This window comes from Pseudomonas cerasi (genome assembly GCF_900074915.1).
GTDB lineage: Bacteria > Pseudomonadota > Gammaproteobacteria > Pseudomonadales > Pseudomonadaceae > Aquipseudomonas > Aquipseudomonas cerasi.
Map to the genome: position 1 here is coordinate 4,530,010 of NZ_LT222319.1, position 21,283 is coordinate 4,551,292.

At 59.0% G+C, this 21,283-nt stretch carries 17 protein-coding genes; 13 read left to right on the plus strand and 4 right to left on the minus strand.

The window, feature by feature from the left end; all coding sequences use genetic code 11:
- The first annotated feature begins 44 nt into the window (after window positions 1-44).
- The 3 genes from PCPL58_RS22470 to PCPL58_RS22480 are packed head-to-tail and all read left to right on the plus strand — an operon-like array spanning window position 45 to window position 2,625.
- The gene (locus PCPL58_RS22470) at window positions 45-359 is read left to right on the plus strand and encodes an ArsR/SmtB family transcription factor (RefSeq protein ID WP_003363918.1); all 315 of its coding nucleotides are present in this window, start codon (window positions 45-47) and stop codon (window positions 357-359) included.
- A 28-nt stretch (window positions 360-387) separates the two neighbouring features.
- Window positions 388-1,554 (plus strand): MFS transporter, encoded by a 1,167-nt coding sequence (locus PCPL58_RS22475; protein ID WP_003431415.1) that lies wholly within the window; start codon window positions 388-390, stop codon window positions 1,552-1,554.
- 21 nt (window positions 1,555-1,575) lie between these two features.
- A complete protein-coding gene (locus PCPL58_RS22480; protein WP_003431417.1) occupies window positions 1,576-2,625 on the plus strand; it encodes an alkene reductase in 1,050 nt (349 codons plus the stop codon).
- A 126-nt stretch (window positions 2,626-2,751) separates the two neighbouring features.
- Here PCPL58_RS22480 and PCPL58_RS22485 read toward each other — a convergent pair whose 3' ends face one another.
- From PCPL58_RS22485 to PCPL58_RS22495, 3 genes are all read right to left on the minus strand, one after another.
- The gene (locus tag PCPL58_RS22485; protein ID WP_065350484.1) at window positions 2,752-3,603 is read right to left on the minus strand and encodes an ATPase; all 852 of its coding nucleotides are present in this window, start codon (window positions 3,601-3,603) and stop codon (window positions 2,752-2,754) included.
- 98 nt (window positions 3,604-3,701) lie between these two features.
- A complete protein-coding gene (locus tag PCPL58_RS22490; RefSeq protein ID WP_065350485.1) occupies window positions 3,702-4,694 on the minus strand; it encodes an NAD-dependent epimerase/dehydratase family protein in 993 nt (330 codons plus the stop codon).
- Between the two features lie 74 nt (window positions 4,695-4,768).
- Window positions 4,769-5,668: a LysR family transcriptional regulator ArgP gene (locus PCPL58_RS22495; RefSeq protein WP_065350486.1), complete on the minus strand. Its 900-nt coding sequence runs from the start codon at window positions 5,666-5,668 to the stop codon at window positions 4,769-4,771.
- Between the two features lie 94 nt (window positions 5,669-5,762).
- On the opposite strand from PCPL58_RS22495, the gene PCPL58_RS22500 reads away from it, so the two are divergent.
- The 7 genes from PCPL58_RS22500 to PCPL58_RS32185 all read left to right on the plus strand — a co-directional run bounded on the left by PCPL58_RS22500 (window position 5,763) and on the right by PCPL58_RS32185 (window position 16,721).
- Complete coding sequence (locus PCPL58_RS22500) at window positions 5,763-6,365, plus strand: LysE/ArgO family amino acid transporter (RefSeq protein WP_065350487.1); 603 nt, start codon at window positions 5,763-5,765, stop codon at window positions 6,363-6,365.
- Between the two features lie 192 nt (window positions 6,366-6,557).
- Window positions 6,558-7,139, plus strand: a complete 582-nt coding sequence (sodB, locus tag PCPL58_RS22505) for a superoxide dismutase [Fe] (protein ID WP_003313497.1) — start codon at window positions 6,558-6,560, stop codon at window positions 7,137-7,139.
- Between the two features lie 403 nt (window positions 7,140-7,542).
- Window positions 7,543-9,594 (plus strand): putative bifunctional diguanylate cyclase/phosphodiesterase, encoded by a 2,052-nt coding sequence (locus PCPL58_RS22510; RefSeq protein ID WP_044310414.1) that lies wholly within the window; start codon window positions 7,543-7,545, stop codon window positions 9,592-9,594.
- 179 nt (window positions 9,595-9,773) lie between these two features.
- Window positions 9,774-11,132, plus strand: coding sequence for an imelysin family protein (locus PCPL58_RS22515; RefSeq protein WP_003431423.1), 1,359 nt, complete (start codon window positions 9,774-9,776; stop codon window positions 11,130-11,132).
- 192 nt (window positions 11,133-11,324) lie between these two features.
- Window positions 11,325-12,212: a DUF4123 domain-containing protein gene (locus PCPL58_RS22520; RefSeq protein ID WP_003431424.1), complete on the plus strand. Its 888-nt coding sequence runs from the start codon at window positions 11,325-11,327 to the stop codon at window positions 12,210-12,212.
- Window positions 12,209-15,676 carry a toxin VasX gene (locus PCPL58_RS22525; RefSeq protein ID WP_065350488.1) on the plus strand — a complete coding sequence of 1,156 codons (3,468 nt, stop codon included), beginning with the start codon at window positions 12,209-12,211 and terminating at the stop codon, window positions 15,674-15,676. Before PCPL58_RS22520 ends, PCPL58_RS22525 begins: the two co-directional genes overlap by 4 nt.
- A 352-nt stretch (window positions 15,677-16,028) precedes the next feature.
- Window positions 16,029-16,721 (plus strand): DUF6708 domain-containing protein, encoded by a 693-nt coding sequence (locus PCPL58_RS32185; RefSeq protein ID WP_331716586.1) that lies wholly within the window; start codon window positions 16,029-16,031, stop codon window positions 16,719-16,721.
- Between the two features lie 43 nt (window positions 16,722-16,764).
- Here the strand turns inward: PCPL58_RS32185 and PCPL58_RS22535 are convergent, their stop codons facing one another.
- On the minus strand, window positions 16,765-17,394 hold the full coding sequence (locus tag PCPL58_RS22535) for a pyridoxamine 5'-phosphate oxidase family protein (protein WP_065350489.1): 630 nt from the start codon (window positions 17,392-17,394) through the stop codon (window positions 16,765-16,767).
- Window positions 17,395-17,603: 209 nt separating this feature from the next.
- Between PCPL58_RS22535 and PCPL58_RS22540 the strand changes: the two genes are divergently transcribed.
- The 3 genes from PCPL58_RS22540 to PCPL58_RS22550 all read left to right on the plus strand — a co-directional run bounded on the left by PCPL58_RS22540 (window position 17,604) and on the right by PCPL58_RS22550 (window position 21,280).
- Complete coding sequence (locus tag PCPL58_RS22540) at window positions 17,604-19,031, plus strand: di-heme oxidoreductase family protein (RefSeq protein WP_065350490.1); 1,428 nt, start codon at window positions 17,604-17,606, stop codon at window positions 19,029-19,031.
- Between the two features lie 61 nt (window positions 19,032-19,092).
- Entirely contained in the window at window positions 19,093-20,157 is a 1,065-nt protein-coding gene (locus PCPL58_RS22545; RefSeq protein WP_003413318.1) for an imelysin family protein, read from the plus strand.
- 16 nt (window positions 20,158-20,173) lie between these two features.
- The gene (locus PCPL58_RS22550) at window positions 20,174-21,280 is read left to right on the plus strand and encodes a DUF1513 domain-containing protein (RefSeq protein WP_065350491.1); all 1,107 of its coding nucleotides are present in this window, start codon (window positions 20,174-20,176) and stop codon (window positions 21,278-21,280) included.
- Window positions 21,281-21,283 lie beyond the last annotated feature (3 nt).

Genomic DNA, 21,283 nt, shown 5'->3' on the forward strand with positions numbered 1-21,283 from the left:
TTCGTTCTATCGCGATATATCGCTACACCGCCTGTGAGAACGACATGCAGATCGACCTCGACGACATAATAAAAGCCCTGGCCCACCCGGTCCGCCGAGAAATCCTGACTTGGCTGAAAGACCCGCGTGCGAGCTTTCCCGCCCAGGAGTACTCGATCGAACACGGCGTGTGCGCCGGACAGATCGATCAGCGTGCGGGATTGTCACAATCCACTGTCTCGGCCCATCTGGCGACCCTGCAACGCGCTGGTCTGATCAGCAGCAAGAAGGTCGGCCAATGGCATTTCTTCAGACGCAACGAAGAAGTCATACAGGCATTCGTTCAGGCGCTGGTTGAAGAACTGAACAACCCGACCTGATTTTCCAACGTTTACCAGGAGTTGCCCCGTGCCTCTTTCGCTACTCATTCTGGCCCTGAGCGCCTTCGCCATCGGCACCACCGAATTCGTCATCATGGGCCTGCTGCCCGATGTGGCAGCCGACCTCGGCGTATCGATCCCCGGTGCAGGCTGGCTGGTGACCGGCTATGCGCTGGGCGTCGCTGTCGGTGCACCTTTCATGGCCATGGCCACGGCAAAACTGCCGCGCAAGGCCGCGCTGGTCACGCTGATGGGGATTTTCATCATCGGCAATCTGCTCTGTGCGCTGGCCAGTGACTACAACGTCCTGATGTTCGCCCGCGTGGTGACTGCACTGTGTCACGGTGCGTTCTTCGGCATCGGCTCGGTGGTTGCCGCAGGTCTGGTGCCCGCCAACCGGCGTGCCTCAGCGGTGGCCTTGATGTTCACCGGCCTGACACTGGCCAATGTACTGGGCGTGCCGCTGGGTACTGCGCTGGGTCAATACGCGGGCTGGCGCTCGACCTTCTGGGCCGTCACGGTCATCGGGGTGATTGCGCTGATCGGCCTGATCCGCTTCCTGCCGACCAACCGCAACGAAGAAAAGCTCGACATGCGCGCTGAACTCGGCGCCCTCAGAGGGGCCGGCATCTGGCTGTCGCTGACCATGACTGCGCTGTTTTCAGCGTCCATGTTCACCCTGTTCACCTACATCGCCCCACTGCTCGGCGAAGTCACCGGCGTATCGCCCAACGGCGTGACCTGGACCCTGCTGTTGATCGGCCTGGGCCTGACCGCCGGCAACGTGATCGGCGGCAAGATGGCCGACCGCCGCCTGGCGTCCACGCTGATTGGCGTATTCGTCTCGATGGCGGTGATCTCCACCGTGCTCAGCTGGACCAGCACCGCGCTGATCCCGGCTGAAATCACCCTGTTCCTCTGGGCAGTCGCGGCCTTCGCCGCCGTCCCGGCCCTGCAGATCAACGTGGTGACGTTCGGCAAAGCCGCACCGAACCTGGTGTCAACCCTGAACATCGGCGCCTTCAACGTCGGCAACGCGCTGGGCGCCTGGGTCGGTGGCAGCGTCATCGCCCACGGTCTGGGCCTGACCAGCGTACCGCTGGCCGCCGCCATCCTGGCCGTGCTGGCGCTGCTGATAACCCTGATTACCTTTCGCCAGACCGGCAACCCCGAGCTGGCACCTGCTACGCATTGATCAATTACGAGGATTCGACACATGACGACTATCTTTGACCCGATCACCCTGGGCGATCTGCAACTGCCCAACCGCATCATCATGGCCCCACTGACGCGCTGCCGTGCCGATGAAGGCCGTGTACCGAACGCGATGATGGCCGAGTATTACGTTCAGCGTGCCTCGGCGGGCCTGATCCTGACCGAAGCCACCTCTGTGACGCCAATGGGCGTGGGCTACCCCGACACCCCGGGCATCTGGTCCAACGATCAGGTGCGTGGCTGGAGCAACATCACCAAGGCAGTGCATAACGCCGGTGGCCGCATTGCCCTGCAGTTGTGGCACGTGGGCCGTATTTCCCACCCTGCCTACCTGAACGGCGAAACCCCGGTCGCGCCAAGTGCAATCGCAGCCGAAGGCCATGTCAGCCTGATGCGTCCGATCACCCCATTGCCAACCCCGCGGGCGCTGGAACTGGCGGAAATCGGTGACATCGTCGAGGCCTATCGCGTCGGTGCGGAAAACGCCAAGGCGGCGGGCTTCGACGGCGTGGAAGTGCATGGCGCCAACGGCTATCTGCTTGAACAGTTCCTGCTGACCGGCACCAACCAGCGCACCGACGAGTACGGCGGTTCGGTGGAAAATCGTGCGCGTCTGCTGCTGGAAGTCACGGATGCCGTCATCGAAGTCTGGGGCGCTGGCCGTGTAGGCGTTCACCTCTCGCCTCGCTTCGACATGCACGACATGAGCGATGCAAACCGCGCCGAAACCTTCAGCTACGTGGCTAAAGAGCTCGGCAAGCGCGGTATCGCGTTCATCTGTGCCCGTGAGCGTGATGCTGAAGACAGCCTTGGCCCACAGTTGAAGAAGGATTTCGGCGGCGTCTACATCGCCAACGAGAAATTCACCAAGGACACTGCCAATGCCTGGCTGGCAGAAGGCAAGGCCGACGCCATTGCCTTTGGCGTGCCTTACATCGCCAACCCGGACCTGCCTGAGCGTCTGGCCAGCGATGCGCCTCTGAATGAAGCCCATCCGGAAACGTTCTACGGCAAAGGGCCAGTCGGCTACATCGACTACCCACGGATGTAAACCGCTGTCGTAAGACCAGAAACCCCGATTCGCAGGAATCGGGGTTTCTTCGTATCTGCACCTGGATTTACTGGCCAGCGCTCCCTCGGCGAACTGCCGCGCTGAAGGCGGCAGAGGATGCCAAGGTCAACGGCGTGCGTTGAGCTGTTGCGACAGGTTCTGGATCTGGCTGTTCAGGGTATTGATGTTACGAGTCACCTGAGCACGAAACGCATCGAACTCGGCCGTATTGGCTTCTGCCGAAGGCGCCGGGCGGTTTTCCTGTTCGCTTTTCAGCACCATCAGGTCCTGTTCCAGGCGTTCGACAGCGGCAGACGGGTTGCCCTGCTTTTTCAACGTGGCGACATCGGCCGCCACGCTTTTGATCTGCGCATCCAGCTTGCCCTGATCCGCCTGAGCGGTCTTCAGGTCAGGCAACGCGGCCTTGAGCGTGGTCAGTTCAGCGACAACGCTTTTGAGCTGTTCCTGCAACTGCGCGTTTTCACTATGCTGCTGGGCGGTTTGCGCGGCCATCTGCTCCAGACGTTTGTCGAGACTGCCCTGCTGACCTTCAACGCCTTCGCGTTGTTTGTCCTGATCTTCCAGTTGCGCTTCCAGCAACTTGATACGCTGCTTGAGCGCCTCTCCATCACTGGAAAGCGCTTCGGTCGCGACCACCTTGCCGGAAATATCCTGCAAGCGCCCCGCCGCTTCTTCGCTGATGCGCGCAAAGCTTTCCTGAGTCGCGACCAACTGCTGCTCCATCAGGGAAACCTGCTGAAAGCTCCACCAGCCCAGACCGCAGAAAGCAATGAACAACGCACCGACCAACGCCCACAAAGGCCCGGTGCTCGGCGCCTTGACCTTGACTACAGGCGTGGTGCGCGAATAGACGGTGGTGCGCTCGCGTGCGCTATTGCTCGGCGCGAAGTCGTCATCATCGTCCTTGGCGCTCAGGCTGGGAACGTCATCGACGTCGTCGTAGGGATCGTTGCGCATGAATAACCCTTCAGGAAGCTGTTAAATCAAAGTTCGTAGATCAAAGTTGGGCAGTATAACAACAGCGCAGAATCAATCTCACTGTGCCACTACCGCATTCAGATCGCGTGCTGTGCCTGCCACCAGCCACAGAATTCATCCAGCGCCGTCCACAGGCTGACCTGGGGCTGATAATCCAGATAATGCCTGGCGCGGCTGATATCAAGCGTGAAATCCCTGTTCATGACCTGCATGCCCACTCTCGACAGGGTAGGTTCAGGTCTGCCCGGCCACAGCATACAGGCGGCCTCATTGATCGCCGCGGCGCTGTAGGCCAGCCCGTATGAACGATAACGGGTGGCCTGAGGCAAGTGCATCTGCCGCATCACATAATTGATCGCGTCCCACAGCGGGACCGGCGTGCCATTGCTGATGTTGTAGGCCTTGCCCAGTGCAGAACCCGTTTCCAGCAAGCTGCTCAGCAGGGCTTCGTTGAGGTTCTGCATGCTGGTGAAATCCACCACGTTCAAGCCGTTGCCGACAATCGCCAGGCGCCTCTTGCGCTGCATGTGCAGCAGACGCGGGAAAATGCTGTTATCGCCCGCGCCGGTGACAAAGCGTGGCCGCAGGGCAATGACTTCCAGCCCGAACTCTTCGGCACCGAAGACCTTTTGCTCGGCCAGGTACTTGGTGGCCGCGTAGTGATTGTGAAAGCGCTTGGGCACCTGCTCTTCCTTGATGCCACGGTGCGAGTGGCCATCAAAGTAGATCGACGGCGAAGATAGATGAACCAGCCTTCGCACCCTCTGTTTCAGGCAGCCCTCGACGATGTTTTCCGTGAGCTGCACGTTGCCCTGCATGAAATCCTGGCGACGTCCCCACGTACCGACCGAGCCCGCGCAATGCACGACCGCTTCCACGTCATCGCACAGTGCGCGCACCAGATAAGGATCGGCGAGGTCGCCCTGAATAAACTCGGCACCGCGCCTGACCAGGTGCTCGACACCTTCGGCACGACGGCCATTGATCCGCACGCTCATGCCCTGCTCAAGGGCAAAACGCGCAAAGCGTCCGCCGATGAAGCCGCTCGCGCCGGTGACCAGAATCTTCATTTACCGCTCCGTTAACGCGTCTGCAGGAAAGGCAAAACCCTGCCTGCATGGATTACACATGATCCTGTTGACGATCAGTCTTCGCTCAGCGGCACCAGCCAGTGAGCCGAATGTTGCGCAAGATGTTCGGTGAGGCGCGTCAGAAGCTGTCCACCATTGCGCCAATGATGCCAGTAGAGCGGCACATCGATGCAACGGTCCGGCAGTAATTCGAGCAGCGTGCCGTTGCGCAACTGGTCGCGCACCTGCAACTCGGGCGCCAGCCCCCAGCCCATGCCCGCCTCGATCATACGGATGAAACCTTCGGAGGAAGGACACAAATGATGCTCGAAGCCGTCCTGAACACCCAACATAGCCAGATACCGATGCTGCAGAAGATCGTCCGGGCCGTATACCAAGGCAGCGGATCTGACGAGCGTCTCTGGGCTGACACCGTCCGGAAAATGGCGGGCGATGAACGCGGGACTGGCCAGCGCCCGATAGCGCATGGCCCCCAGCAACTGACTGCGGGCCCCCGCCACCGGACGCTCGCTGCCACACAGGCAGGCCGCCACCTCACCGGCGCGCATGCGCTTGAGGCCTACGTCCTGATCTTCGACAACCAGATCCAGCAGCAAACGGTGTTGCGTACAAAACGCGCCAATGGCCGGCGCCCACCAGGTTGCCAGACTGTCGGCATTCAAGGCGATTCGCAAACGCTCGGGCATGCTCTCCTCGTCCAGTGCCGGTACCTGACTTTGCAGATCGCGCTCCAGCAGGCGGACCTGCTGCACGTGATTGAGCAGGCGCCGGCCGATGTCGGTCGGGCTCGGCGGCGTGGCACGTACCAGCACCGGCAGGCCAATGCGCGCCTCCAGCAATTTGATGCGTTGCGAGACTGCTGACTGAGAAAGCCCGAGCACCTGAGCGGCGCGCTCGAACCCGGCCTGCTCGATCACGGCCGCCAGCGCCGACAGCAATTTGTAGTCGAACATCAGTTTTCCTAATGAGCAATGAAGATTATTGGTTTTCCTTATAACCCTCACCCTCTGAGAATGGCTACCTGAATCCGCTCAATGGAACATCCTCATGTGGCAAAGCTACCTCAATGGGCTGCTGATCGCGGCAGGCCTGATCATGGCGATCGGTACTCAAAATGCTTTTGTGCTGGCTCAGGGCCTGCGTCGTGAACATCATGTGGCCGTGGCGATGCTGTGCATTGTCTGCGACGCCATCCTGGTGGCTGCAGGCGTGTTCGGTCTGGCCAATGTGCTGGCGGAGAATCCGACGCTGCTGGCGGTGGCGCGCTGGGGCGGCGTGATATTCCTGAGCTGGTATGGCCTGCAGGCATTACGCCGCGCCTGCTCACGGCAGAGCCTGGAACACAGCGCAGCGGTTGGCAGAAAATCACTGCGCACCGTGTTGCTCAGCGCATTGGCCGTTACCTTGCTCAACCCGCATGTCTATCTGGGCACCGTGTTGCTGATTGGCTCGCTGGGCGCACAACAGGGCGTGCCTGGCGCGTATGTCGCCGGTGCAGCCAGCGCTTCGCTGCTGTGGTTCTCGAGCCTCGCCCTGGGCGCGGCATGGCTGGCTCCCTGGCTGGCCCGACCTGCCACCTGGCGGATGCTGGACCTGATGATCGCAGTGATGATGTTCAGCGTGGCCGTGCAGTTGATCCGCTCGGCCTGACGGATTTCATGACCGCAGAGTCAAACCCGTGGGAACCTCTATCCCACACAGTTGTTGCGTGGTTAAGGCGCAGACCCGGTGCTATGATCCGGGGTCTGCGCCGCAAAAGAGTAAAACTCCCGGTGCATGCTGTATCTGGCCGCCCGTGATCGGCCGTGCGACTACCGCAATTGACCTGAAAGGAGATAAACCATGGCTTTTGAATTGCCGCCACTGCCCTACGCCAAAGACGCTCTGGTGCCGCACATTTCTGCGGAGACTCTGGAATATCACCACGACAAGCACCACAACACCTACGTCGTGAACCTGAACAACCTGGTGCCTGGCACCGAGTTCGAAGGCAAGACACTGGAAGAGATCATCAAGACCTCCTCGGGCGGTATCTTCAACAACGCCGCTCAGGTCTGGAACCACACGTTCTACTGGAACTGCCTGGCTCCTAACGCTGGCGGCGAGCCTACCGGCGCTCTGGCCGAAGCCATCAACAAGGCGTTCGGTTCCTTCGACAAGTTCAAGGAAGAGTTCAGCAAGACTTCCATCGGCACTTTCGGCTCCGGCTGGGGCTGGCTGGTGAAGAAGGCTGATGGCTCCCTGGCACTGGCCAGCACCATCGGTGCCGGCAACCCGCTGACCAGCGGCGACACCCCGCTGCTGACCTGCGATGTGTGGGAACACGCCTACTACATCGACTACCGCAATCTGCGTCCGAAGTACGTAGAGGCGTTCTGGAACCTGGTGAACTGGGACTTCGTGGCCAAGCAATTCGCAGCCTGATTCCAGCTTCATCGAAAAACCCGGCCTCGCGTCGGGTTTTTTATGTTTCCCGGCCTGTAAGGGCCGCCTGCCAGACGTTTGTTTCACATATAGCGTCAACCGCCTGCCTGCCGGTCAGGCGAATCGCAAATCTTTTTTCGCCTGCCGCTCGTACTTTGTGTATTGTCGGAAAACGCTCGCTGACTCGTAATACAACTTAATTCTCTATGACGTAATTCTTTACAGTGTTCTGCTCTAGTTACCTACCTGGCCACCCGACGCATTGAGGTGGCTTTGGCCAGCAGGTGCAAGGAACGCGAAGATCAGCCAGGCGCACCGGTTGTGACAAGGTCACGGCGTGCGGGTCTGGTTTTTCGAGGGTCATGAGGCGATATGCCCTCCGACACTAACTAAGGAACGGCCATTGAAGCTGGAACTCAAGAACAGCCTGTCGGTAAAGTTGCTGCGCGTTGTGCTGCTTTCGGCGCTTCTGGTAGGCGTCCTGCTCAGCTGTGCGCAAATCGTATTCGACGCCTACAAGACACGTCAGGCTGTGGCGAGCGACGCCGAGCGGATTCTCGGCATGTTCCGCGATCCGTCGACACAGGCCGTCTACAGCCTGGACCGCGAGATGGGCATGCAGGTGATCGAAGGCCTGTTCCAGGATGACTCCGTGCGCATGGCGTCCATCGGGCACCCTAACGAAAGCCTGCTCGCCGAGAAAGACCGGCCGCTGAAGACGTCCCCTACGCGGTGGCTGACAGACCTCATCCTTGGCCAGGAACGCAGCTTCACCACTCAACTGGTAGGCCGCAGCCCCTACAGCGAGTATTACGGCGACCTGCGCATCACGCTGGACACGGCCAATTACGGTGAAAGCTTTCTGGTCAATGCCGGAATCATCTTTGTCGCGGGCGTGCTGCGTGCGCTGGCAATGGGGCTGGTGCTGTATCTGGTCTATCACTGGCTGCTGACCAAGCCGCTGTCGAAGATCATCGAGCACCTGATCGCGATCAACCCCGACCGCCCCAGCGAACACCAATTGCCGTTGCTTAAAGGCCACGAGAAAAACGAATTGGGGATCTGGGTCAACACCGCCAACCAGTTGCTGGCTTCCATCGAACGCCACACTTACCTGCGCCATGAGGCCGAAAACAATCTGCAGCGCATGGCGCAGTACGATTTCCTCACCGGTCTGCCCAACCGACTTCAGTTGCAGACCGGGCTGGACAGGATTCTGGAAGATGCAGGACGCCAGCAACACCGAGTGGCGGTATTGTGCGTGGGTCTGGATGACTTCAAGGGCATCAACGAACAGTTCAGCTACCAGTCCGGCGATCAATTGCTGCTCGCACTCGCTGACCGTCTGCGCGCGCACAGCGTGCGACTCGGGGCACTGGCGCGCCTGGGCGGCGACCAGTTTGCGCTGGTGCAATCCAACATCGAGCAGCCCTACGAGGCGGCAGAGCTGGCGCAAAATATTCTGGATGAGCTGGAAGCGCCGTTCATCGTCGGTGATCAACAGATTCGACTGCGGGCAACCATCGGCATCACCCTGTTTCCCGAAGACGGCGACAGCACCGAGAAGCTGCTGCAAAAAGCCGAGCAGACCATGACGCTGGCCAAGGCCCGCTCGCGTAACCGTTATCAGTTCTACATCGCCAGCGTAGACAGCGAAATGCGCCGCCGCCGCGAACTTGAAAAAGACCTGCGCGAAGCCCTGCCACTCAATCAGTTGTATCTGGTCTATCAACCGCAGATCAGCTATCGCGATCACCGTATCGTCGGCGTGGAAGCGCTGATCCGCTGGCAGCATCCGGAACATGGCTTGGTGCCGCCGGACGTATTCATCCCGCTGGCCGAACAGAACGGCAGCATCATCGCCATCGGGGAATGGGTGCTGGATCAGGCCTGCCGCCAACTGCGCGAATGGCTCGACCAGGGTTTTACCGACTTGCGCATGGCAGTCAACCTGTCGACTGTGCAGTTGCATCACGCGGAGTTGCCGCGTGTGGTCAACAACCTGCTGCAGATCTATCGCTTGCCACCGCGCAGCCTGGAACTGGAAGTGACCGAAACCGGGCTGATGGAAGATATCAACACCGCCGCCCAGCACCTGTTGAGCTTGCGACGCTCCGGCGCCTTGATTGCCATTGATGACTTCGGCACCGGCTACTCATCGCTGAGCTACCTGAAAAGTCTGCCGCTGGACAAGATCAAGATTGACCGCAGCTTCGTGCAGGACCTGATCGACGACGACGATGACGCCACCATCGTGCGAGCCATTATCCAGTTGGGCAAAAGCCTGGGCATGCAAGTCATTGCCGAAGGCGTAGAGACCGTCGAGCAGGAGGCCTACGTGGTGACCGAGGGCTGTCATGAAGGCCAGGGCTATCTGTACAGCAAGCCGTTGCAGGGTCGGGAGTTGCTGGCTTACCTCAAGCAGTCGCGTCAGGACCACGCCACCAGCCTGTGAGCCGACCTGCACACTTCCGGCCATTCACGTCATCTTGAAACCGACTGTTACAACCTGCCGGATGTCCGAATACGCCGACACAGGCTTTTTGCCTTTACACCGAATGCAAATCTTTCGCATTATGTCGCAGATTTTATGGGCGCACCCCGCCATCACCTTTATCGACGCAGGATTCCGTCATGATTCGTATGCCTCTGGCAACCGCTAGTCTGTTGGCCATCGCTATCTCTCTCGCCGGTTGTGGCGAAGGCAAGGACAAGGCTGCCGCCCCGGCACCCGCGCCAGCCGCTGCTCCGGCGACGCCGGCTGTGACGCCTGCGGCCCCTGCTCCGGCAGCCGCGGCCCAGACTGACGACGCGGCGGCCAAGGCTGTGGTCGCGAACTACGCCAACATGGTGTCCGCCGTGTTCGACGATGCCGAGGCCGGCGCGAAAAAACTCAGCACTGCCGTCGACGCCTTCCTGGCCAAGCCCAACGATGAAACCCTGAAAGCGGCCCGCGAAGCGTGGATCGCTGCGCGTGTGCCTTACATGCAGAGCGAAGTCTTCCGCTTCGGCAACACCATCATCGATGACTGGGAAGGACAGGTTAACGCCTGGCCCCTGGACGAAGGCCTGATCGACTATGTGGCCAAGGATTACCAGCACGCGCTGGGCAACCCGGGCGCCACTGCCAACATCATCGCCAACACCGAAATTCAGGTCGGCGAAGACAAGGTCGACGTGAAGGAAATCACCTCCGAAAAACTCGCCAGCCTGAACGAGCTGGGCGGTTCCGAGGCCAACGTCGCCACCGGCTACCACGCCATCGAATTCCTGCTCTGGGGCCAGGATCTGAACGGCACCGGCCCTGGTGCCGGCGCACGTCCGGCCAGCGATTACCTGGAAGGCGCTGGCGCGACCGGCGGCCACAATGATCGCCGCCGTGCCTACCTCAAGGCCGTCACCGACCTGCTGGTCAGCGACCTCGAAGAAATGTCCGGTAACTGGAAGGCCGGCGTGCCCGACAACTACCGCGCCACGCTGGAAGCCGAACCCGGTGAAAGCGGCCTGCGCAAGATGCTCTTCGGCATGGGCAGCCTGTCGCTGGGTGAACTGGCGGGCGAGCGCATGAAAGTCGCACTGGAAGCCAACTCCAGCGAAGACGAACACGACTGCTTCAGCGACAACACGCACAACTCGCACTTCTACAACGGCAAGGGCATTCGCAACGTTTACCTGGGCGAGTACACCCGCACCGACGGCAGCAAGGTCAGCGGGCCGAGCCTTTCGTCTCTGGTCGCCAAGGTAGATCCCGCCACCGACGCCACCTTGCGCGCCGACCTGGACGACACGCAGGCCAAGTTGCAGGTCATCGTCGATCATGCGAACAAGGGCGAGCATTTCGACCAGTTGATCGCTGCCGGCAACACCGCAGGCAATCAGGTGGTGCGTGACGCCATCGCCGCGCTGGTCAAACAGACAGGCGCCATCGAACAGGCGGCTGGCAAGCTGGGCATCACTGACCTGAACCCGGACAACGCCGATCACGAGTTCTGATCAACCGCGTTTGTTGCGATAACCATCGATGCCGGTCAGTTCGCTGACCGGCATTTTTTGTGTCTGATCGACCCGTAGGCCAAAGATCTTTCAGTGATCTTTGTAGGGCCTTTCCTAAACTGGTTTTCAGGTATTGAAGGCAGACACCACACCACCGAGTATCCGCGCCTCGTTCCCCTTCAAAGCGCGCTCATGTTTGAATTTGAATCCGGCCCTGATGATCTGCCATGGGCGAAAAACGCCTATCTGCTGCTCAACGCCATCAATCTTCCCGATCTGAGAAGAAAGCTTTTCGAGTGGAACCCCTCCCCTGTCTGCACACTGCTGTTCCTGCAAACCCGGTTCAGCGAATTGCTGGATATCTCGCCCGCCCTGATTCAGATCGATGGCCCATACGACCCGACATTTTCAAGTTTCCTGACTCACGCGCGCGAAGAATGGGGTCTGCTGCTATTCAGTGATGCCAGCCACAAGACGGTGGCTGACCATCTGCGCTGGCTGGTGTTCGTTGACAAACCAGCAGGCGAGGCCTGCTATTTGAACCTTTCAGACCCGCCCGTCGCAAACGCGCTGCTCGGCCTTCATCCGGCACATACCGATAATCGATTGTTCGGCCCTATCGACAGTGTTTATGCAGCAGATGTCATCACTGAACACTGGATAAAGCACGAGCGTCATGGTGAGTCAGCCATTCATGACAACACGATCCTGTATCGGATGAGCGATCGGCAGATGGAGGCCATCAGTGACGTTGCGTTTCGCCTGATCGTGATCAGTCTTGACCTGCACCTGCGCACATTTTTTCCGGCCTACCTCACATCCACAGGTCTGAAGTCGCGATACGGCCATGTGCATGCACTGGCCTTCACAGCCTATGAAGCAGGCTTCAACAGCGAAGCGGATATTTTCCATTACGCCAACGTCATCTGCTTTCTGGCTACCCAGCCGGACGACTCGCATCCTGATATCAGAACGCTGATGGATGAAAAGTCCTCTCTGACGCCATCTCAGCGTATTCAACAGGCCAACTGGCTGGCAGTGAAACGCAGTCGCGAACAGCACGGAGCAACCCGGCCATGAGTCGCAAAACACTTTCGCTTGTAGACAAAGCCTATTGGGAGGCCAGAGCAAGAACCCATATTGATGCCCGCAACAGTACGAGTAACTGCCCGTTGATGGGCACCAAAGTCCAGCTATTGCCATTGCGTTACGGCCGCGTGGAACGGCTTCACAACCCGTCGGATACCGACGGCTACCGAGACTTGAAACGACCGCTCGGCTTGCGTCTGGTACGTGACGGCTATCTGTATGTGATTGATGAAAGCAGCGGCTATCTGCATGAGTATCGCCTTGAAAGCGGCGTACCGACCAAACTGCTCTGGCAGGACCGGGAAGTCGCTCAGGATGTCAGGCAGACCACGATTGGCGAGCACACCCTGATCTTTGCCCGCGATACGACGTTGCATGTTGCCTATGCCGAACTGCAATGGACAGCAGCCAAATGCACCCGCGTGCTGGACAGCGCAGCAGACCGTTTCTATTTCATGCAGAAAGTGAATCTGGCTGAAGCCGATTGCCAGCAAGGCGGCGTCCACCTTCGCCTCGAACAGCAAGTCAGAGAGCAGCTTGCCGAACTCGCCGAGTTGCCGGCACAACAATGCACTACACCCGATATGCCAGAGGAGGAACAACAGGACTATGTCTGGGAGCATCTGCCGCTGTTTCGCGAGGCGCATATCGGCGAGTTGAAAAACACACTCAACCCGTTCTACGAACTGAATCACCTGTATCTGATACTCGACGACAGCATCGGCATGCTGCGCGACCTTGCGCAGGAACAGGACGAGGTGGTGGGTTGGCTCAACCAGTGGCGTGAGCGTAACGACAATGAAATGCGTTACATAACGGCCAGCTACATTGACACACTGATGAGCGTTGGCGACAACACTGCCCGGCAGACAAACCCGGACTCGAAACTGCTGAAGAACACCACGCCTGAACAACGCAGCCGCATTTATGATTACCTCAATGCGCGCAATGACTGGCACCGGGAACACCATCAGGGACCTGTGCCAGCGACTACTTCAGTGGGGCAGTATTCCGCCATGCGCGGGGGCGCCTACACCGAACGGCCGCAAGCCAGATTTGCCAGACTGAACATGGAAAACAAGCACTCACAGATGCTGCTCGCGCTTGGCCAACCACTCCATGAACAACTGGAAGACGACATTGAAGCGCTGGAAAAGAACAGCCAGGGCACGCTGAACGGCGTCGGACTAGGCTCACGAGGTATTTACGATCTCGTTCGCCACCAAGAAATGCACGCTTATCTGTCCCAGGAGCGCTCGCACCTTCAACGCTGGACGCAACGACTCGACGATATTACCCACGATCGCGTGAGCCTGTTCACTCAGGGGGAACTCTATCGAAGTGCCTGGTACTTCGATCCAGACCATCCCGACCAGTTGAAAAGCGCCTTGGCGATGGAGCTCAACTGCACCCGCGACCTGTGCCGCACCGACGAAAGCCTGCAGAAGGTCAGCGACTACTTTCACGATAACCCCCACTACATTCTGCCGGTGTTCTATGGGCGTCTGGACATGGACTTTCTGCGCGCCAAATCAGGCAACCTGCTCAAGTGGCTGGATGATATTCGCAACTTCAGCGACGGATTGGCCGACGCGCAAAGGCGCATCGCTGATATCAGCCACATCATGGGCAATCACTGGACCAACAGCCTGAACCTGGACCCCGCCGCACTACCGTTGCACCAAGCCGTCAATGCCAGCTACATCCCTGCCGTCGCCCTGCACCTGGAGCGTTGGCTGATTGAGATGCAACAGAAGCTGAACAGCCCGCAACTACGCCAGCATCTGGACAACTTCGGCAGAGCAAGCAATCGAGCCCAACGACTGGGCATGCTGGTGGCGCTGCAACAGGAAGCCGTCACCCTGCGAATTGCCGACGAAGCCGACGTGACAAAATTTCGCGACAACTTCGCGCGCTTGAATCAGCTGCTTGCCAGCGAAGACGACCTCATCAGAGAACGCAACCGCCTTACCAAACTCATCAACCGCCGCACACTCACAGCGGATCAACATCAAGGTCTGCTTTACGAAAGGCAATACACCAACCAACGGCTGCTGCAGACCCGCAACACGCGCAACGCGCTGCGCCGAGACCTGGAAGCAGCCATCACCCCGACCGGCAATCCGCGCAACGGCGCGATTGGCGTGCGACTGGACATCACTGACCCGCAACTGCACGCGCTCAATGCCGAAATTGACAGGCTGCGTGCTGGTGCGTTTGGGGGGTATGCGACTCAGGGGGCGGCTGCAGCGGCGTTGAAGGGTAGTTTCTTTCCGTTACTGGCGGTGTATTTACAGGTTGGGAATCTGGGGGAGGCGTGGGGTGTTTGGAAAGCATCAAAGGGAAATAGATCTGTAAAAGAAAACTTTATATGGGCAAGCACACTATCTTCAGTTGCCTCAGCATCTATTTCAGTATTCCAAGCTGTCTATCTAGCGATGACCAGCGAAGCTTTTAAGGCAATAACCGAAAACAGTTCCGAAACAAGAGGTATGCTGTTCGGAGTTCGTATGGGACAGTGGGGCCTGGGGTTAGGAGCTATCATTACCCCCTTAAGCCTCGTAGGTGCCGTAGGAACAACGTGGAATAACTTTGAAAAGTGGAGGAGCGGTTTGATAAGCGGCAACTCTGGAGAAAAGTCAGGTGCTTTCACCGCAATGAGCGGCGATATTGGAGGAACCGGAATTAGTGCTGTATTGACAGGGCATGCAGGCAAAGAGCTGATAGGCTTTATAAAAGACATATATCCCGAAACCGGAGATGCCAGGAAGAAGGCCGCAAGCATGGCTTGGGCAACCCGTGGAGCACGCTTTCTGCAGCTTTCGATGCGACTCACTCCATGGGGACTTATTTTCACGGCCCTGCAACTGGGCGGTGAAGCACTTTACAACGACTCGAACCTGAACGAAGAGCAGCGATGGCTACTCCACTGTCTATGGGGTAACGAGCCCCAGGGTTGGGACTGGAGCACGCACTCACAAAAACTTGCCGAGACTACTCTGCTGCCCACGGTTCTCGATCAAGGCATTAGCAGGCGCCAGCTGGATGGACAAGCTGTACGCAGCCTGCATCTGATATTACCGGGACTTACCGAGTCCAGCTTTGACGACACTTCCTTGCGCTGGTTGGCCGAGTTAATAGAAGCCCCCCATAGGCAGGATGTCAGCAAAGGACTTCGCCAAGGACTGTCCGTTGCCTCTGCATCACCTTTGACACTGGCGCTGGAGATCCCCGAGGACTGGCAGGGACATAATGTACTGCTGTTATTGCGGCTCGCCGTCAAACCGGCATTAGCCAACACTTACCTGAAAGCGGATCAGGGATACCTGAATTACCGTATTCCACTGAGCATGGGCTCACTAAGCAAACCCATCCATGCATCATCAAGCGTTACCGACGAGGGTATGACATTACCTGTTTTACCTATCGAGAGAGACCATCTTTTTGAATTCTAGCAAATACGATCAATCGCCACGTGCAGGCGATACAGAGCATGAGGCCGGCACAGAAGTCTTCTATCTTGCACCACGCCCCTTGCCTACCGGTGTATCGGCGTCAAGCTTACAGAACATCGACAGAATGGCTGCTGACACTTATCTAGACTTCCATTTGACCTCCGCGTCACTGGAGTTCGCAGTGCGTTGCTACACGGCTTCAGTAGCAAGCATTATAATGATGTTCTTTTTGACCGGCATTGGTACAGGCATTGCCGAATACTTTATTTCCAACACCCCCATTCTTGAAACAGCAATACCTTTCATTTTTCCCAATTGGGCTCTGTGGCTATTTGTGTTCCTTCTGGCATCGATGTATGGCTATTTTTTCTTTCAGGCAGTCTACCAACTCACCAACACGCCCCCCATCCGCTTCAACCGTCAGCGCCGCGAGGTGGCCTATGTCGCCAAGCGTGGCCAACCGCCCCGGTTTATCCCTTGGGAAGAAATAATTGCCTGCGTCAGCAGCAGCACAGTTGCAACGCAATACGGCACTCAGCAGAAATTCGCTCTGATGATCGGCTTCGTAGACGCCTCGGACGGCCAGGTGATGTGGCTCACGTTGCCTACTTCCACGCTTGGTATGGCAGTCAGCGAGTGGGAAGCGATCCGCGCCTACATGGAAGAAGGCCCGAGCGCCCTGCGAAAGCCCATGATGGGCACTGACCTGGAGGAAGGCACTGTGGAGTTTTTCCACATGTGTCGCCGTGACTATCTGCTTGACCACGGCTGCTTGCGCTACCTGTTCGGCTTTCTGCTGATCCAGTTTTTCAGCGGCTGGACGTTGCCCTGCCACGTCGCCAGCTGGGTCAAGCAACTGCCGAAAACGGCATTTCCCAAAGCAGTACAGGACTGGTCCAAACCCCTACCCCGCGAACAATGGCAAGCCCCCAGCGCCGAACTGATCGCGCAAAGCGAAGAAGTCCGCAAAATCCTGCGCAAGGGCATGAGCATCTTCGACTACTTTCTTGAGAAGGAAAAAAATCAGAGCAAAACCGGTGTCTGATCAAGACATGACCACAAGAGGCGCAATACGGTATCAGCCATGATCAATACAACGTATCCGCAATGCGTCCCGGCAAAGCCTTGTCATAGGCGTCACCATCGATCTGCTCGGCCGAAACCGCTTTTAGTATTTGCCCGGCAGTCGGCAGCGCGCTGCGTTCGATGTGCCGGGCTGCATCCCATAAACCGGACCTGATGGTTGCCCTGCTGCATTGGAAGTACACGCTGGTCACGGAGATGCGCAGCACCGACCTGGGCAGTTGGCCGTTCACTTCGAAACGCGACAACAGTTCCGGCTGAACCGATATCTGCGCTGTTCCGTTGACCCGCAAGGTCTCGCCCACGCCAGGGATGAGGAACAGCAACGCGACACGTGGGTCGCTGATGATATTGCGCAAAGTGTCGATGCGGTTGTTGCCGCGCCGGTCAGGCAGATAAAGCGTCTTGTTGTCCTCGATATGCACGAAGCCCGCCTGATCACCACGCGGGGACGCATCAAGGCCGTCAGGCCCGGCAGAGGCCAGCACAACAAAGGGTGCCGACTCGATGAAGGGCCGGTAAACCGCGTGAATATGGTCGACTTCCTTGGTCATGGAAGGAGGAGCAATCGGGCCATAGAGCGCTTCCAGTGCCTCGGTGGTGGTCACGAACGCGCTGTTTTCCGGGTTATCCATTGATGTGGTCTCTGCTGGGTGTTTTATCTGCGTGTGTGCTGTCAACTTCGACATGTGCAGCATAGGCAAAAATGCCGGGACCAGACCAGCCTCAGAGATTCGTAACAACGCATTACGTCAGAGCAGGCAAACGATAATCCCTCTTATTCAAACCGCACGAGGCTGATAAGCTTGCACGCCCCGATTTTTCGCCCCGTTGCAGGATGTCTATGAGTACGCGGCTCCGTCTATCCCTTGCCTTGCTTACGACTCTGGCCGTGAGCGCATGCGATGATGCCCCGCGTTTCACGCACGCCGAGCCGGGAGAAGCCTTGTCCGCTGGTAGCGCCACCGTCAGGAAGAGCGATCAGAACGCTTTCTCCATGCCCTCGGCCAATCTGCCCCCCGTGCGGCGGCTGGACTTCAGTGTCGGTAACAGTTTTTTCCGCAGCCCGTGGGTAATTGCGCCCTCGACTACCACGGCTCGCGACGGGCTTGGGCCGTTGTTCAACACCAATGCCTGCCAGAACTGCCATATCAAGGACGGTCGCGGCCATCCGCCGGAAGCTGGCGACAGTAATGCCGTGTCGATGCTGGTCAGGCTGTCGATTCCCGATGACCCGGCCTATGCCGACCTTATAAAGCGCAACGGTGTGCTGCCCGAACCGGTTTACGGCGGGCAATTGCAGGACATGTCGAACCCCGGCGTAGCGCCCGAGGGTAAGGTGCGGGTCGAGTACGATGCGCTAACGGTCGAGTTTCGCGATGGCACCTCAGTCGAGCTGCGCCAGCCGACCCTCAGGATTACCCAGCTGGGCTACGGCCCCATGCACCCCGATACGCACATCTCGGCACGCGTAGCTCCGCCGATGATCGGCCTGGGCTTGCTTGAGGCCGTTGCCGATGAGGCCATCCTTGCCAATGCCGACCCCGATGACAAGAACGCCGATGGCATCTCGGGACGTCCCAACTGGGTCTGGGACGATGCTCGGCAAAAAGTAGTGATGGGCAGGTTTGGCTGGAAAGCCGGACAGCCAAACCTCAACCAGCAGAACGTGCACGCGTTTTCCGGCGACATGGGGCTGACCACCAGCCTGCGGCCTTTCGATGACTGCACGCCGGCCCAGACCGATTGCCTGGCCGCGCCCAATGGCAATGGTCCGGATGGCGAACCGGAAGTCAGCGACAACATCCTGCGTCTGGTGGAGTTCTACACCCGCAACCTGGCTGTTCCAGCACGTCGCAAAGTCGACGACCCGCAGGTGCTGGCAGGCAAGAACCTGTTTTTCCAGGCGGGCTGCCAGCAATGCCACACCCCCTCTTTCAAAACCCGTAGCGACGCCGCCGAGCCTGAGCTGGCCAATCAGGAGATTCGCCCGTACAGCGACTTGCTGCTGCACGACATGGGCGAAGGGCTGGCCGATAACCGTACCGAGTTCCAGGCCAGCGGAAGTGAGTGGCGCACCCCGCCCTTGTGGGGGCTGGGCCTGACCAGCACGGTAAGCGGACACACCCAACTGTTGCACGACGGTCGCGCACGTAACGTGCTTGAGGCGATACTCTGGCACGGCGGCGAAGCCCAGGCGGCAAAGCGCCAGGTTCTGGCTTTTGACGCACAACAACGTGAAGCGCTGCTGGCCTTCCTGAATTCGTTATGATTGCGCCCTTTGCAGAATCTTCCTGTTCAAACATCGTCCTTTCAAAAATAAGGAGCCGGACATGTTCCGACCCAAGTTGTTGCTGACCAGCCTTGCGGCACTTGCCTTGGGTGCCTGCTCGCCATCCGATCCTCAGGCAGTGACGTCCGCAGCGATTGCCAAACAGGTCATCCTGCCGACTTACAGCCGTTGGGTGGAGGCTGATCGTCAGTTGGCAGCCAGCGCATTGGCGTTCTGCCAGGGCAAGACTGATCTGGCCACAGCCCGCGCCGACTTTCTGAAAGCACAGAAGACCTGGGCAGAGTTGCAACCGCTGTTGATCGGTCCTCTGGCCGAAGGCAACCGCGCCTGGCAAATACAGTTCTGGCCGGACAAGAAAAACCTGGTGGGCCGTCAGGTCGAGCAACTGGTGACTGCACAGCCACAGATCACCGCTCAGGAACTGTCCAAGGCCAGTGTCGTGGTGCAGGGTTTGTCCGCCTACGAATACATCCTCTTCGACGCTGACATCGACATGGCCAATGCCGAGCAGAAAGCGCGCTACTGCCCGCTGCTGATGGCCATCGGTGAGCGCCAAAAGCTGCTTGCCGAAGAAATCCTCAACAGCTGGAACAGCACCGACGGCATGCTCGCGCAACTGAGCAAGTTCCCCAATCAGCGCTACGCCGACTCCCACGAGGCGATTGCCGAATTGCTGCGGGTTCAGGTCACCGCGCTCGACAGCCTGAAGAAGAAACTTGGCACGCCACTGGGTCGTCAGAGCAAGGGGCAGCCGCAGCCATTCCAGGCAGATGCGTGGCGCAGCAAGTCGTCGCTCAGCAGCCTGGAAGCCAGCCTGATCAGCGCCGAAACGGTGTGGACCGGTGTCGACAACAAGGGATTGCGCAGCCTGCTGCCCGCCGAGCAGAAACCGCTGGCCGACAAAATCGACGCCGCCTACGCTAACAGCCGAAAATTGCTGTCGGAACTCAAGCCGCCACTGGCCGACCTGCTGGCCACGGATGCAGGACGCCAGCAACTCAATGCGTTTTACGACAGCCTGAACGCCGTGCACCGCCTGCACGAAGGCGAGCTGGCCAAGGCACTCGGCATTCAGTTGGGTTTCAACGCCAACGACGGCGATTGATCAAGAGGTACATGTGATGTTGCGACGTCAGGCCATGGCGCTCGGCAGTCTTCTGCGCAGCGCCTGCACGCTGGGTGGCTGGACACTGTTCCGGCAAAAGAACACACGCCCCTTGTTGCTTTCCGCTCGCGACGATGGCGACGGCAAGCACTATGCGGTGGGTTTCAAGCTCGACGGGACGCAGGTATTCGCGACCCAGGTGGGCCAGCGCTGCCACGACATCATCAATCATCCCGACCTACCACTCGCGGTGTTCATCGCCCGTCGTCCTGGCACTGAAAGCTACCTGATCGATCTGCGCGATGGCCGCTTGCTGCAAACCATCGTTTCGCAGCCTGACCGCCACTTCTACGGCCATGCGGTGATCCATCGCGACGGCGAATGGCTGTATGCGACGGAAAACGACACCCGTGACCCAGGCCGCGGCTTATTGGGCGTCTACCGCTTCGTTGACGAGCGCCTGGTGCACTGGACCGAGATCCCCACGCATGGCATCGGTCCGCACCAGGTCTCGTGGATGCCGGACGGTGAAACGCTGGTGATCGCCAATGGCGGCATTCGCACCGAAGCGGAAAGTCGGGTAGAGATGAACCTCGATGCCATGCAACCCAGCCTGGTCATCATGCAGCGTGACGGCACCTTGCTCAGCAAGGAAGCGCTTTCCCAACAGATGAACAGCGTACGCCATATGGGCATCGCCAGCGATGGCACCATCGTCGCGGGTCAACAGTTCATGGGCGACAGCCACGAGTTGGCCGAGCTGCTGGCAATCAAGCGTCCAGGCCAGCCATTCCAGGCGTTTCCGGTGGCAGAGGAGCAATTGCGCGCGATGGCCCACTACACCGCCAGCGTCGCAGTACACAGCGAGCTGCGACTGGTGGCCCTGACGGCACCCCGCGGCAACCGCTTCTTTATCTGGGATCTGGACAGTGGCGCATTGAAACTGGATGCGCCCTTGCCGGACTGCGCGGGCGTGGGGGCTGTGACCGATGGCTTTGTCGTGACCTCAGGCCAGGGACGCTGCCGATTTTATGATTGCCGCAAAGCGCAGCTGCTGGCCCAGCCATTGGACCTGCCGGCCGGGCTGTGGGACAACCATCTTCACCTGGCTGAGGTGGGTTAGATA

Bases quoted from the DNA above. Each gene is read 5' to 3' on its own strand.
- PCPL58_RS22480 (WP_003431417.1), top strand. From the start codon at position 1,576: ATGACGACTATCTTTGACCCGATCACCCTGGGCGATCTGCAACTGCCC.
- PCPL58_RS32185 (WP_331716586.1), top strand. From the start codon at position 16,029: ATGTATGGCTATTTTTTCTTTCAGGCAGTCTACCAACTCACCAACACG.
- PCPL58_RS22545 (WP_003413318.1), top strand. From the start codon at position 19,093: ATGTTCCGACCCAAGTTGTTGCTGACCAGCCTTGCGGCACTTGCCTTG.
- PCPL58_RS22500 (WP_065350487.1), top strand. From the start codon at position 5,763: ATGTGGCAAAGCTACCTCAATGGGCTGCTGATCGCGGCAGGCCTGATC.
- PCPL58_RS22525 (WP_065350488.1), top strand. From the start codon at position 12,209: ATGAGTCGCAAAACACTTTCGCTTGTAGACAAAGCCTATTGGGAGGCC.
- sodB (WP_003313497.1), top strand. From the start codon at position 6,558: ATGGCTTTTGAATTGCCGCCACTGCCCTACGCCAAAGACGCTCTGGTG.
- PCPL58_RS22520 (WP_003431424.1), top strand. From the start codon at position 11,325: ATGTTTGAATTTGAATCCGGCCCTGATGATCTGCCATGGGCGAAAAAC.
- PCPL58_RS22470 (WP_003363918.1), top strand. From the start codon at position 45: ATGCAGATCGACCTCGACGACATAATAAAAGCCCTGGCCCACCCGGTC.
- PCPL58_RS22550 (WP_065350491.1), top strand. From the start codon at position 20,174: ATGTTGCGACGTCAGGCCATGGCGCTCGGCAGTCTTCTGCGCAGCGCC.
- PCPL58_RS22535 (WP_065350489.1), bottom strand. From the start codon at position 17,394: ATGGATAACCCGGAAAACAGCGCGTTCGTGACCACCACCGAGGCACTG.
- PCPL58_RS22495 (WP_065350486.1), bottom strand. From the start codon at position 5,668: ATGTTCGACTACAAATTGCTGTCGGCGCTGGCGGCCGTGATCGAGCAG.
- PCPL58_RS22540 (WP_065350490.1), top strand. From the start codon at position 17,604: ATGAGTACGCGGCTCCGTCTATCCCTTGCCTTGCTTACGACTCTGGCC.
- PCPL58_RS22485 (WP_065350484.1), bottom strand. From the start codon at position 3,603: ATGCGCAACGATCCCTACGACGACGTCGATGACGTTCCCAGCCTGAGC.
- PCPL58_RS22490 (WP_065350485.1), bottom strand. From the start codon at position 4,694: ATGAAGATTCTGGTCACCGGCGCGAGCGGCTTCATCGGCGGACGCTTT.
- PCPL58_RS22515 (WP_003431423.1), top strand. From the start codon at position 9,774: ATGATTCGTATGCCTCTGGCAACCGCTAGTCTGTTGGCCATCGCTATC.